Source organism: Roseateles koreensis, assembly GCF_028595305.1.
In the GTDB taxonomy this organism is placed as follows: Bacteria; Pseudomonadota; Gammaproteobacteria; order Burkholderiales; family Burkholderiaceae_C; genus Paucibacter_A; species Paucibacter_A koreensis.
The window spans coordinates 1-12,733 of the sequence record NZ_JAQQXS010000022.1 but is presented as its reverse complement, the minus strand read 5'-3'; the positions used below and the strand labels follow the sequence as shown (position 1 = coordinate 12,733).

Here is a 12,733-nt window from a genome sequence, read left to right as displayed (position 1 = left end):
ACGGCGGGCGGGTATTGCAGCAGGCACGCTGCTCCTCTTGAACGGTGGGTCGGCGGCTTGGGCTGCAAACCCCAATTCGGCCCATCCAGCCGATACGCAGCAAGCCCAAGCACTTGTGCTGCCGGCCGTGCAGATCGTTGCACCGGGGCCGGGTGGGGTGCCAGGCTCAGGCGTGCCCAAAGACTGGTTGGCCATGCCCGTGCAGACTTTTGACGAAGCTGACATGGCGCGCGGTCACGCTTTGGATTTGTCGGACTATTTGGTGCGCAAGCTTCAGGGGGTCAGCGCCAATGACATGCAGGGCAATCCATTTCAGATGGATTTGCAATACCGGGGCTACACCGCCTCGCCCTTGCTGGGCACGCCGCAGGGCTTGTCGGTGTACATGGACGGCGTGCGGCTGAATCAGCCTTTTGGTGATGTAGTCAGCTGGGATTTGATCCCGCGTTCAGCCATCTCAAGCGTGAGCTTGATGCCTGGCAGCAATCCCTTGTTTGGCTTGAATGCGCTGGGCGGCGCCATCGCTGTGCAAACCAAAGACGGGCTGACGTCGCCGGGCCAGGTGCTGCAACTGGAAGGGGGCAGCGGCGGGCGCCGCGCCGCACAGTTCGAGAGCGGTGGTTCCGGCGGATTTGCAGGGGCTTGGCATTGGTTCCTCACCGGCCAGCGTTTTCATGAGCAAGGCTGGCGTGACGCGTCGCCCAGCGATGTACGCCAGCTGTTCGGCAAGCTGGGCATGCAATGGTCGAATGGGGAGGCGCGCCTGACGGCTGCCTTGGCCGACAACGAGTTGACCGGCAACGGCCTGCAGACCCAAGCGGCCTTGCGGACGAATTGGCGCAGCGTCTACAGCCAGCCCGACCGGACGCGCAATCAAGCGCAATTGTTCAACCTCACCTTGCGGCAAAAAACGCAGCAGGGCGTGCAGTGGGCCGGCAACGTGTATGACCGCCACATCCGCACACAAGCGCTCAATGGTGATGTGAATGAGAGCGCGCTGGGCCAAGCCGACACGGCTGGCGTGTCATTCGCGGGCCTGCGCGCCAATTGCCAGGCGCAAGTCGCCGCGAATCTGGCGCCACAGCTAGTTTGCAATGGCCTGCTCAACACCACGCAGAGCACGCAACACAACGCCGGCGTCAACGTGCAGGCCGAGGGGCAGGGGACGCTGGCGGGCGTGGCGCAGCAATGGTTGCTGGGTGCGGCGCTGGACGTTGCTCAGCTGAATTTTCGCCAGGCGACGCAGTTCGGCGCGCTCAACGCGGATCACACCGTGAGCGCCGTGGAGGGACTGGGCGCGTTTGCCGATGGCAGCCAGCAAGGCGAGGGCGCCTTTGACGCCCGGGTGAACCTGAACAGCCATACCCAGACGGCCAGCGTCTTTGCCAGTACGGTGCTGGCGCTGAATGACGCGGCCCACTTGACGTTGTCTGGGCGTTACAACCGCCATCACCTGCGCAACCAGGACGTACTCACGCCCGGTGGAGGCGCGGGCTCGCTGGATGCCAATGCCGCGTACGCGCACTTCAACCCCGGGCTTGGGTTGGCCTTGGATGTTCGCCCCGGGCTGGCTTTTTATGCAGGCGCCAATCAGGGCACGCGAGCGCCCACCGCGGTTGAACTCGGGTGTGCCGACCCCGCCAACCCTTGCAAGCTGCCCAATGCTTTTGCCGGCGACCCGCCGCTGCGGCAAGTCGTCACGATCAACGTGGAGATGGGCTTGCGCGGCCGCGTTCAAACGGGCTGGCCCGGTGGCGAACCGGGTGATCTGAGCTGGCATCTGGGTCTCTACCGGGCGGAGAATCGTGACGATTTACTGTTCGTGAGCGACCGGGTGAGCGGCTTCGGCTACTTTCGAAATTTTGGCAAAACACGCCGCCAGGGCCTCGAGTTCAGCCTTGACGCACACCCGACGCGCACCCTGAGCCTGGCCGCGAGCTTCAGCCTGCTGGACGCGACCTACCAGTCCAGCGAAACCCTGCCGGGCGCCGGTAACAGCAGCAATTCGGGCGCCTTGGCGGGGCAGCCGGGGGGCGAGGGCTCCATTCAAATTCAGCCTGGCGATCGCATCCCCTTGTTGCCGCGCCAGCAGCTCAAGCTGTCAGCCGACTGGGCGTTCGCGCCGCAATGGCGGGTGGGCATGGACCTGAATGCCGTCAGTGAAGCGAGGGCCCGGGGCAACGAGAACGCGCAGCATCAGCCCGACGGGGTGTTCTACACCGGCCCGGGCCGCAGCCCCGGCTACGCGGTGTTGAACCTCCACGGCGACTACCGTTTCAGCCCCGCGTTGCAAGCATTTGTGCAGGTCAACAACGCGCTGGACCGCCGTTATGTGAGCGCCGCGCAACTCGGGGCGAACGCCTTTGATGCGCGTGGGAATTTCCAGGCCCGGCCCTTGCCCCAGAACGCGGGTGGCGACTATCCCCTGGTGCACAGCACCTTCTTTGCGCCCGGCGCTCCCCGGGCGGCCTGGGTGGGCGTGCGCTACACCTTCGGGGAGTAAAGCGCCCGAAGAAGACGCTGGGCGCGCAATTTCTCAGCCGGGCAGCGGGGTCCAGGCTTGGCACCATCCGGTGTGGGCGATGTGCTTGCGGCCAAACATGGCGCAGCCGGCCCAGGCGTCATCCGGCTTGCCTTGCCAGAAGCTGCAATTGCTGCAGCGTTGCATCGCAGCGTGGTGAGGGAACTTCTTGCTATCGACCTTGCTGCTGTCCTGGCGATAGGCCAGGGCTTGCGCGGTTTCATCGGCCTCGCTGACGTGGGCAGGCTCGGCGTGGGCGCGCGTGGCGACGGTGCATGAAAGGCTGGCCAGCGCAAGGCTGAGGTTGAATTGGCGGCGTGAAAAAAGAATGGGCTGCACGGGTGTTGGCTCCCTTGGGTGGGTGCGATTAGGGTTTAGAGACAGAACGTGGGCCCGTGTTTCGGGCCCACGTGTCTATGGCGAGTTGGCAGGGTGATCAGCGGGCGTTGGCGATCTTGGTGTGGTCACCGGCCTTGGGGATTTTGAAGACCCAGACCATGCCGCCTTGCTCCAGGAAGCTCACGCGCTTGGCCACGTCGCCGCCCCATAGCGGCACCGCGCCGCCCCAACCCGACACCACGCTGACGTACTGCTCGCCGTCTTGCATCCAGGTCACGGGTGGGGCCACCACGCCAGAGCCGGTCTGGAACTCCCACAGCACTTTGCCGGTTCGCGCGTCAGCGGCCTTCAAGAAGCCTTCGGGCGTTCCCCAGAACACCAGATTGCCGCCGGTCGTCAGCACGCCACCCCACAGCGGGGCGTAGTTTTTGACCTCCCAGACGATCTTGCCGGTCTTGGGGTCAACGGCCCGCAGCGCGCCGATGTAGTCGTCATTCAACGGTTTGATGGTGAAGCCGGCGCCAAGGTAGGCAGCACCCTTTTTGTAGGTGACGGGTTCGTTCCAGATCTCCATGCCCCACTCGTTGGCGGGCACGTAGAACAACTGGGTGTCAGGGCTGTACGCCATGGGCATTTGGTTTTTTCCGCCCAAAAAGCCGGGCGCCGCGAAAACCGATTTGCCCTTATGCCCATCGGCGCCGGGCGTGCCCGCCGTGGGGTCGCCGCTGCGGTTGGCGTCGATGAATTGGGGGCGGCCCGTTTGCAGGTCGACGCCGCTGGCCCAGGTGAGTTGACGCACAAAGGGGAAGGCGTTGACGAGTTTGCCGGTGCTGGCGTCGTTGACGTAGAAAAAGCCGTTGCGGTCGGCCTTGCCGCCCATGCGCCGGCCATTCATGTCGAAAGTGATGAACTCGTTGGCGCCGTCAAAGTCCCAGGCGTCGTTGGGCGTGCCTTGGTAGTGCCAGCGGATCTGGCCGGTCTTGATGTCCACCGCCACCGTCGAGCAGGAGAACAGGTTGTCGCCTTTGCGCAGATGGCTGTTCCAGGGCGCGGGATTGCCGGTGCCGAAATAAGCCAGGCCGGTCTTGGCGTCGTAGGTGCCACCCATCCAGGTGGAGGCGCCGCCGGTTTTCCAAAGGTCGCCGGGCCAGGTCTGGTTGGTCGTGCCGCTAACGCCGTTCTCGGTTTTCTTGCCGTCTTTGTCGTAGCGGTAGCCCATATGGCCTTCCACCGTGGGGCGCGACCAGACCATCTGGCCGGTACGCGGGTCGCGCGCTTCCACGCGCCCCACCACGCCAAACTCGCCGCCCGAAACACCCGTCAGCAGCAAGCCCCCGGCGATCAACGGCGCGGCGGTGGCGGAATAGCCGGCGGCGTAGTCGTCAATCTTTTCTTTCCAGACCACCTCGCCGGTGTTTTGATCCAGGGCGACGAGTTGCGCGTCCAGGGTGGCGAAGATCACCAAGTTGTCGAACAGCGCCGCGCCCCGGTTGACCACATCGCAGCAGGGCATGATGCCTTCGGGCAGGCGGTGCTCGTACTTCCAGAGTTTCTTGCCGGTGCTGGCGTCCAGCGCGTAGATGCGCGAGTAGGAGGCGGTGACGAACATCTTGCCGTCGTGAATCAAGGGCTGAGATTCTTGTCCGCGCTGCTTTTCTCCGCCAAACGAAAAAGCCCAGGCCGGCACCAGTCGACCGACATTGGCCGTGTTCACCTGCTTTAGCGCAGAGAAGCGCTGGCCTTGGGTGCCCAGGCCGGCCGAGAGCACCTCGGCGCCGGTCTTGGGCGCGTCTTGAATCATTTGTTCGGTAACGAGGCCGGTGGCGGCCCAGCCCGTCAGGGCCGTGCTCGACAGGGCGATCGCGCATGCGGCGGCCAGTGCACGCCGAGCGGTGCGTGCGTGGCTTGACGGTCGATGCGTGGAAAAAATGGGGTGCTTCAAAGGCATGTCGGTCTCCTTGTGGTCTTGGTTTGGAAATGAGCGGGGTGCAAGCGCGCGCCGGGCGATGTGCCATGTGCACGACGCCGACTTCATCCGCAACATGCGTGCCATGCCGAAATGGCCACTCAAACGCACGGGTTCAGCCTCGCTGTACCAGCTTTGAACAAGGCTGGGTGCCGCGGTCTTCAGGCGGGCTGTCCAAGGCCATCATCCCTGGCTTGTTGATTGCGTCACAACGGAACAGCGCGTCCGTGCTTTCCCCTAGGCAAGCGGGCTTCGAAGGTGGGGGTGCGTGATTTCATCGCCTGCAAATGGTTGGCACGCAAGCTGCTTTGAAGGGGTGAGGCCGGTATCGCGGCCCCACAAAACCCTTATCAGCGGAGACTCAAGATGGACATGCTCGAACCCGGAAAATTTGGCACCCCCGTTGCGTTCAAGAAGCGCTATGGCAATTACATCAACGGCGAGTGGGTGGCGCCGATCAAAGGCTTGTACTTTGAAAACGTCACGCCGGTGACGGGCCGTGTGTTCTGTGAGATTCCGCGCTCCAGCGCCGAAGACATCGAGCGCGCCCTCGATGCAGCCCACGCCGCCAAGAGCGCCTGGGGCAAGACCTCGCCAGCCGCTCGCGCCAACATCCTCAACAAGATCGCCGACCGCATGGAGGCGAACCTGCCCATGTTGGCGGCTGCGGAAACCTGGGACAACGGCAAGCCCATCCGCGAAACAACGCTGGCCGATTTGCCGCTGGCCGTTGATCATTTCCGTTACTTCGCGGCCTGCGTGCGCTCGCAAGAAGGTGGCATCAGCGAGATTGACGACAAGACCTACGCCTACCACTTCCACGAGCCCATCGGCGTGGTCGGGCAGATCATCCCCTGGAACTTCCCGCTGCTGATGGCGGTGTGGAAGTTGGCCCCAGCGCTGGCTGCCGGCAATTGCGTGGTGCTCAAACCCGCTGAGCAAACACCCGTGTCCATCCTGGTGTTGATGGAAGTGATTGGCGATCTGTTGCCGCCCGGCGTGCTTAATGTGGTCAACGGCTTTGGCCTGGAAGCCGGCAAGCCGCTGGCGTCGAGCCCGCGCATCGGCAAGATCGCCTTCACCGGCGAAACCACCACAGGCCGCATGATCATGCAGTACGCGAGCCAGAACTTGATCCCAGTGACTTTGGAGTTAGGCGGCAAATCGCCCAACATCTTCTTCGCCGATGTGTTGGCCAAGGACGATGCCTTCTTCGACAAGGCGCTGGAAGGCTTTGCCCTGTTCGCGCTGAACCAGGGGGAGGTATGCACCTGCCCCTCGCGTGCGTTGATTCAAGAGTCGATCTACGAGCAATTCATGGAACGCGCCATCAAACGGGTGAATGCTATCAAGCAGGGCAACCCGCTGGACATGAATACCATGATCGGTGCCCAGGCCTCGAAGGAGCAGATGGAGAAGATCCTGAGCTACCTCGATCTGGGCAAGCAAGAAGGCGCCAATTGTCTGACCGGGGGCTCGCGCAATATGCTGGGCGGCGATCTCGAGGGCGGTTATTACGTCAAGCCCACGGTGTTCAAGGGCCACAACAAGATGCGCATCTTCCAGGAAGAAATCTTCGGACCCGTAGTTTCGGTGACTACCTTCAAAGATGAGGATGAAGCCCTGGCCATCGCCAACGACACGCTCTACGGCCTGGGTGCCGGCGTGTGGAGCCGCGACATGAACACCGCGTTCCGCATGGGCCGGGGTATCCAGGCCGGCCGCGTCTGGACCAACTGCTATCACGCTTACCCGGCGCACGCGGCGTTCGGTGGCTACAAGCAATCAGGCATCGGCCGTGAAAACCACAAGATGATGCTCGACCACTACCAGCAGACCAAGAATCTGCTGGTCAGCTACGACGCCAACGCGATGGGCTTCTTCTAAAGCCAAGTGTCCCAAGCATCCGTGGTGTAGGGACGTTAGCTCAGGGCGTTCGCGGAGTTTTTTCCCGTTCGCCCTGGGTTCGTCAAAGGGCTTCGCAAGTTGGGAATTCGTTCAATGTCACCTCCTGCCTCACCTTCGGCTGGCTCTGCGGCTGGCGGCGTCTCCCAAGTCGTTGCCACTCCGGCCGCCTTGGCTCTGATCGCCCAGATCAAGGCTCAGCACGGCGCGCTGATGTTCCACCAGTCGGGAGGTTGCTGCGATGGCAGCGCGCCCATGTGCTACCCCGCCGGTGATTTGCTGACGGGTGAGGGTGACCGCTTGCTGGGCGACATTGGCGGCATGCCGTTCTACATCAGCACATCCCAGTTCGAGTACTGGAAGCACACGCAGTTGATCATCGACGTGGTGCCCGGGCGCGGCGGCATGTTCTCGCTGGAGGGGGCTTCGGGCCAACGCTTTCTGACCCGGTCGAGGCTTTATGACGACGCGGAGTGGGCTGCTTTGGAGGCTGCCGGGCGGGTTTGATCTGCCGCGGCCATGCCAAGCGTCGATCAGACGATCAGCAGTTTGTGAATCAATTCCGGGGTCGATGCGGCGCTGTATTTTTTCATCAAGCGAGCGCGGTACACATCCACCGTGCGGGGGCTGATGGTCAGCTTTTTACCGATCAATTTGCTGGTCATGCCGTCGATCAGCAGGGCCGCAATCTCGCGCTCGCGCGGGGTCAGATCAGCCTTGAGTTGGCGCCGCGCCGACAAGTCCTCAAAGCTCCAGATGCCTTCCGCATGCGGGTCCGATGGGTTGATGGCTCGCCCCGCCACATGGCACCAGAACAACTCACCGCTGCCAACCCGGCGCATGACCCGGTCGTCCGCATAAAAACCTTGCGTGTCCAGACTGGCCACGATGCGCTCGCCAGTGCGTTTGAACTCATCCACACTCGGGTAGAGCACCTCGAAGCTTTGCCCAATCAACTGCTCCCGCTCGGCGCCAAACATCGCCAGCAATTGCCGATTGCAGTCCTTGATCAAACGCTGGGCTGACAGCACCAGGCCGATGGGCGCGTGGTCGAAGGCGGTTCGGTAGTCCAGGGGCATGGGTGGGCACAAAGTAAAGGGCGTATTTTCTTAGGCGATTCTACGTAACGCCTTACGCAGTCAACGGTAGTACGCTACTCGCCCAGCAAGGTGCTAGGCAGCGGAGTCTTCTTCCATGAACAAAATCTATCCCAGTGCAGCGGCAGCGCTGCAGGGCATTGTCAGTGACGGGCAGTTGCTGGCGGTTGGCGGCTTTGGCCTGTGCGGCATTCCGGAGGCGCTGATTGCGGCCCTGCGTGACAGCGGCGCCAGGGATTTGACCGTGATCTCCAACAACGCGGGTGTGGACGGGTTTGGCCTGGGCCAGTTGCTGGAGACACGGCAGATCAAGAAGATGATCTCCAGCTATGTGGGCGAGAACAAGGAATTCGAGCGCCAATACCTGGCAGGCGAGTTGCAGCTTGAATTCACGCCGCAAGGTACTTTGGCGGAAAAGCTGCGCGCTGGTGGTGCTGGCATCCCGGCCTTCTACACGCGCACGGGTGTGGGCACCATCGTTGCTGACGGCAAAGAATTGCGCGAGTTTGATGGCCACACCTATGTGCTCGAGCACGCGTTGATGCCCGATGTGGCCCTGGTCAAGGCATGGAAGGCGGACAAGAGCGGCAATCTGGTGTTCCGCCGTACAGCGCGCAATTTCAACCCGGCGGCGGCCATGGCAGGCAAGCTGACAGTGGTGGAGGTCGAGCAGCTGGTGGAAACCGGCGAAATCGACCCGGACGCCGTGCACCTGCCGGGCATCTATGTGCACCGCATCGTGGTCAATGCGCATCCCGAGAAGCGCATCGAGAAAAAGACCACCACACCGTCCAAGTGATTGGCGCCCCTCGCGCAAATCCCCCAACCGACTGGAGCAAACAATCATGGCTTGGACTCAAGACCAAATGGCCGCGCGTGCGGCGCAAGAACTGGAAGACGGCTTTTACGTGAACCTGGGCATCGGCATCCCGACCCTGGTGGCCAATTTCGTACCGGCTGACAAAGAGGTGTGGCTGCAGAGCGAGAACGGCATGCTGGGCATTGGCCCTTTTCCTACTGAAGACGAGGTGGACGCCGACCTTATCAATGCAGGCAAGCAGACGGTGACCACCATTGCGGGCTCCAGCATCTTCGGCAGCCACGACAGCTTCGCCATGATCCGCGGTGGCAAGATCAATTTGTCCATTCTCGGGGCCATGCAGGTCAGCGAGAAGGGCGATCTGGCCAATTGGATGATCCCCGGCAAGATGGTCAAAGGCATGGGCGGGGCGATGGACCTTGTGGCCGGCGTCAAACGCGTGATCGTGCTGATGGAGCATGTGGCGCGCAAGAAAGACGGCAGCGAGGACATGAAAATCCTGCCCCACTGCACCTTGCCTTTGACGGGCGTTGGTGTGGTCAATCGCATCATTACCGATCTGGCCGTGATGGACGTAACGCCCGCCGGCCTCAAGTTGGTGGAGTTGGCCGACGGTGTGAGCCGTGAGCAAGTCCAGGCCAAGACGGGGGTGACCTTGCTCTGAGGCAAGGCGCCAGCCCGGATGAATTTGGGCGTGGGGGGGTGAAGGTCAGCAACAACCGGCCTTTTTTCATGGGCAGGTTGGGTTGACGGCTTCATGTCTAAGAATAGGCCAGCCCGGGCCGTTGGACGAGGCCTTCGCCCTTCGGCTTCTCGTCGTCTCAAGTCTTGATCTGGCGCTGCGGACATTTCCCGTAAGGGCCTCAACCTCGGCGTGCACGGGGAAGTGTTGGCCGTAGGTGGGGCCGGCGTAATCGCGGGCCAAGCGGATGGGGGCGCTGCCCAGGCCGTTCTGGCTCCGCTGATGTTCGAAGTAATGCCAGGCCAGGTAGCGGACATGGCCGTCCACGCGGGCAGAGGGGTGTCCCATTCGGGGCGGGCCCAGTTCCACAGTCCAATCAAACGGCCCCCGGCCTTGGGCGGAGTGTTTTGATGATGGCCTCCCACAAGGCCAAGGCTTCGGCTTGGCTGAAGTCGCTGCCAGTTTTTTTGCCGTTTTTGTATTCCGCAAACTTCATAACAACATGGATATGCGGCATCCGAACGCTGCCGTTGGCCCGCCGCGTCTCCATCTGATAGGCGTAGTTTGTTTTGCCGTTGTCAATTTCACTGGGGCTCTTGAAGCCGTTTTCATTGGCCTTCATGCCAAAGAAGTCGTAGCGGCGATCATGCAGCTTGGGATCGATGACATTCAAATAGGAACTCGCCTTGCGGGCGCGGGCAAAGATGTCATCCTCTTCGTCCTCCTGAATGGCCGCGAAGTTGATCTTGACTTCAAGGTCGGGATACTTGGGGTGCCAAAAGTAGATGTCCAGCTTTTCTTCGTCGTATTGCCCCGCGATCAAAAGCTCGTCAATGCAAGTGCCCTTGCCCGCTTTGAGCGGATCGCTGACTCGGCTGATGCGGCGGGAAAGGTCGAGGAGGCGGGTGGTGCCTTCAGCAATTCTTTCCGGCGTCGAGTTCGCGGTGCGCGTAAGCGTGTAGGCAATCCCATCCCGAAAACCCAGATAGCTCAAGTCGACTGTTTCACCAGAGTACGTTGACCAAGTCTGGGCTAAGGTCTCAGCACCATAAGGTACTACCCGGGCTAAATTGGTTTTGTGTTGATCGGGCTGTGCATATTTGTTAAGTTCATCCCATTTGGCAATTTTCTTTGTTACATAACCCTGAAACTGCTGATCACCAAGCCCTTGCTGGATGTTAACGATTCTCAGCAAATCGTGATCGGCATCCAGTCCGATAAAAAAACCGGCCTCGGTGTCCGAGGACAGCACAAAACCTTGCGGCAAATCAATCAAGTAGCGCCCCACACAATGGGTCTGCATCTGGGTTGTGAGTTGTTCGATCTTTTGCATTTCTTTCTCCGTGAGCACCGTCGAAGTGGGCAGTAAGGCATAGCTCAGGGTCGCCACCAGAGCGCCTACGAGCAGTCCTTTCCAACGCTTCATGGCTTGACTTGAGGCACTTTGGCCTTCTTCAAAATCTTGGCCAGCGCGTACAAGACCCAGTCCTGCGCGGCCTCGTTTTGGTAAGCCTTCTCATGACCAAAGCCAGCCAGACGGATTTGTTGTTGTATGCACTGGGGGTTTTGGGTTAGCGGGGCGCGGCCCGACACGGCGGGCACGGTGCCGTCGCCGCCCGCGTCGAACAAGTCCATAACCATGCTCCAAGGTTGAACAAAGCGGTAACTGCCGCCGAATTGCGAGTTGTAGTTGGGGTTGGGCTCTTGCTTCAGGACGTAACTGCCACCGGGCTCCAGAAACGCTGAATGGGGGAGTCCGGCCAGTTTGTCGTCGGCAATCTTTTTGCTTTGATACGGAGAAAGCTTCATCCTCCAACTGACAGCGGCCACGCTGTTCTTTTCATGCAAATCGTCGGGCTCGCCACAGAAGACGTAGGTATTGGGGTGGTAGCTGGTGCCCAATGCTGTGTGAAAGTCTTTAGCCAATTTGAGCGCTTTGTCGGTGTAGTCCTTCCACGTCCATTGAATCCCACCTGTTGGACGCAGCCATTCCTCCTTCACCAAGCCCCACCAATCCTTGCGGTTGAGGTAGATCTCTTCGTAGGGGTCGGCCTTGGGGAAGCTGTCGATCAACTGCCCTTTTTCATTGAGCAGGCGCAGCCAGCCTTTGGGGTATTGCGCATTGGGTAGCAATTGCAAAGCACCGGGTGCCTGTGCAAACACAGGGGTGACATCGCTGCCCAGGCTGCCGATCACCCAGCCCGCGATCATGCTTTCATCCCCCATGCCCGCCTTGGTGCGGCGGTAAGCCACCGGAGCACCGATGGCTGGCATGACACCATGGATCACGCCAGCAATCTGCTCGGCCATGCCCAGTTGCTGGCAGCGCCTGGCCACCAGGCCGCCCATGCTGTGGGTGATCAAGATCACTTGGGCACAACGGTGAAGTTGGCCTTGATTGTTTTCTTGAATCACGGCTTTGATTCGCTCTGAAAGCAGCTTCGCCGCTTCTTCATTGGAGGCCAGCCAGTTGTAGCCGCAGGCATACACCGGAAAGCGCCAATGATTGGTCTCGGTCACCTCGGCCTCGCTCAAAACCTGGGCTGTTTTTTCCGCGCGCCATGCCTTGAGTGTCTCTGCGTCACCTTGGCCAGGGCTGTGTATCCATTTTTTCAACGCGTGCCAGCGCTCAGTGTTGAGGGTCGCTTCCAGGTGCAATAAAAAGCTGTGATAGCTGGTCTCGGCGACCTCGCCCCAGCCACGCTGACGATATTGCGCCAGTTCGTGCACAAAGCCTACCAAGTGCTGGGGTGTGGCGCCGCCATCATCGACCTCGCAGCGGCTTGGGTGCAGCAGGGCTTGCCGTTGGCCAGCGCTCGCTGTGCCCCAGTCAAAGAGCAACCCCCCGGGCTGGCCAAGAGTTGCATCCAAACGCCAGACTGGATCGGACGTCCGCCCCACGCTCTTCAAATTACTCCCCATGATGCCCGGCACAAAGATGATGGGCAGCACATCCGTATTGATCTGAAACACCACAGGCTCGGTGATGGTGTCCGGCGTGAGCGTCCAGTTCGCCGTGAACTGGCCATTGCCCATGGGACGGGTTTTGACCAGACGGGAAGGATCACCCAGCAAGGGCTCTTTGGGTTCGCTCATTTTGTTGTTCCCCACTGAATTTCGAGCTGCTCAGGCGTACCGTCCACGGCATGCTTGATCAGCCCGTCGGCGGTTGTGCGCCCGTGCTCTTTCTGCCCCGTGACCCGATTGCGCACCGTGAATGGCATGTCACCGATAGGCTGGCCGCGCCGATCTTTGAGTAGCAGCTTGTCATCAAAGCCGGCATCCTTGACCTTCATCACCCCAAAATACCCCAAGCCCTCCGCCCCACCCGCCGAGGTGCTGGGCTGGCCTGACCAAGCGCCGCCTGTGTAGTCCACCTTGACGCCTGCCTTGTTGATGACCT

Annotated in this window: 11 protein-coding genes; 5 read left to right on the top strand and 6 right to left on the bottom strand. The window is 61.2% G+C overall.

Features of this window, described 5'->3' with window-relative positions:
* The first annotated feature begins 37 nt into the window (after positions 1-37).
* A complete protein-coding gene (locus PRZ01_RS18380; protein ID WP_273598300.1) occupies positions 38-2,503 on the top strand; it encodes a TonB-dependent receptor in 2,466 nt (821 codons plus the stop codon).
* 33 nt (positions 2,504-2,536) lie between these two features.
* On the opposite strand, the gene PRZ01_RS18375 is transcribed toward PRZ01_RS18380, so the two are convergent.
* Together PRZ01_RS18375 and PRZ01_RS18370 are read right to left on the bottom strand one after the other, a co-directional pair.
* A complete protein-coding gene (locus PRZ01_RS18375; protein ID WP_338111488.1) occupies positions 2,537-2,860 on the bottom strand; it encodes a high-potential iron-sulfur protein in 324 nt (107 codons plus the stop codon).
* 97 nt (positions 2,861-2,957) lie between these two features.
* Positions 2,958-4,808, bottom strand: a complete 1,851-nt coding sequence (locus PRZ01_RS18370; protein ID WP_273598299.1) for a PQQ-dependent methanol/ethanol family dehydrogenase — start codon at positions 4,806-4,808, stop codon at positions 2,958-2,960.
* A 384-nt stretch (positions 4,809-5,192) separates the two neighbouring features.
* Here PRZ01_RS18370 and adh point away from each other — a divergent pair, with 384 nt between their 5' ends.
* Together adh and PRZ01_RS18360 are read left to right on the top strand one after the other, a co-directional pair.
* Complete coding sequence (adh, locus tag PRZ01_RS18365; RefSeq protein WP_273598298.1) at positions 5,193-6,713, top strand: aldehyde dehydrogenase; 1,521 nt, start codon at positions 5,193-5,195, stop codon at positions 6,711-6,713.
* 114 nt (positions 6,714-6,827) lie between these two features.
* Positions 6,828-7,238, top strand: a complete 411-nt coding sequence (locus PRZ01_RS18360; RefSeq protein ID WP_273598297.1) for a DUF779 domain-containing protein — start codon at positions 6,828-6,830, stop codon at positions 7,236-7,238.
* Between the two features lie 26 nt (positions 7,239-7,264).
* On the opposite strand, the gene PRZ01_RS18355 is transcribed toward PRZ01_RS18360, so the two are convergent.
* Complete coding sequence (locus tag PRZ01_RS18355; protein ID WP_273598296.1) at positions 7,265-7,810, bottom strand: PAS and helix-turn-helix domain-containing protein; 546 nt, start codon at positions 7,808-7,810, stop codon at positions 7,265-7,267.
* A 115-nt stretch (positions 7,811-7,925) separates the two neighbouring features.
* On the opposite strand from PRZ01_RS18355, the gene PRZ01_RS18350 reads away from it, so the two are divergent.
* Positions 7,926-8,627, top strand: a complete 702-nt coding sequence (locus tag PRZ01_RS18350) for a CoA transferase subunit A (RefSeq protein ID WP_273598295.1) — start codon at positions 7,926-7,928, stop codon at positions 8,625-8,627.
* Between the two features lie 46 nt (positions 8,628-8,673).
* Positions 8,674-9,312 (top strand): 3-oxoacid CoA-transferase subunit B, encoded by a 639-nt coding sequence (locus tag PRZ01_RS18345; protein WP_273598294.1) that lies wholly within the window; start codon positions 8,674-8,676, stop codon positions 9,310-9,312.
* A gap of 394 nt (positions 9,313-9,706) precedes the next feature.
* Here PRZ01_RS18345 and PRZ01_RS18340 read toward each other — a convergent pair whose 3' ends face one another.
* From PRZ01_RS18340 to PRZ01_RS18330, 3 genes are all read right to left on the bottom strand, one after another.
* On the bottom strand, positions 9,707-10,756 hold the full coding sequence (locus tag PRZ01_RS18340; protein WP_273598293.1) for a T6SS immunity protein Tli4 family protein: 1,050 nt from the start codon (positions 10,754-10,756) through the stop codon (positions 9,707-9,709).
* Positions 10,753-12,426 (bottom strand): esterase/lipase family protein, encoded by a 1,674-nt coding sequence (locus tag PRZ01_RS18335; RefSeq protein WP_273598292.1) that lies wholly within the window; start codon positions 12,424-12,426, stop codon positions 10,753-10,755. Before PRZ01_RS18335 ends, PRZ01_RS18340 begins: the two co-directional genes overlap by 4 nt.
* Positions 12,423-12,733 (bottom strand): hypothetical protein (locus PRZ01_RS18330; protein WP_273598291.1); only part of this gene is annotated, 311 nt, incomplete at its 5' end. The genes PRZ01_RS18330 and PRZ01_RS18335, both read right to left, overlap by 4 nt.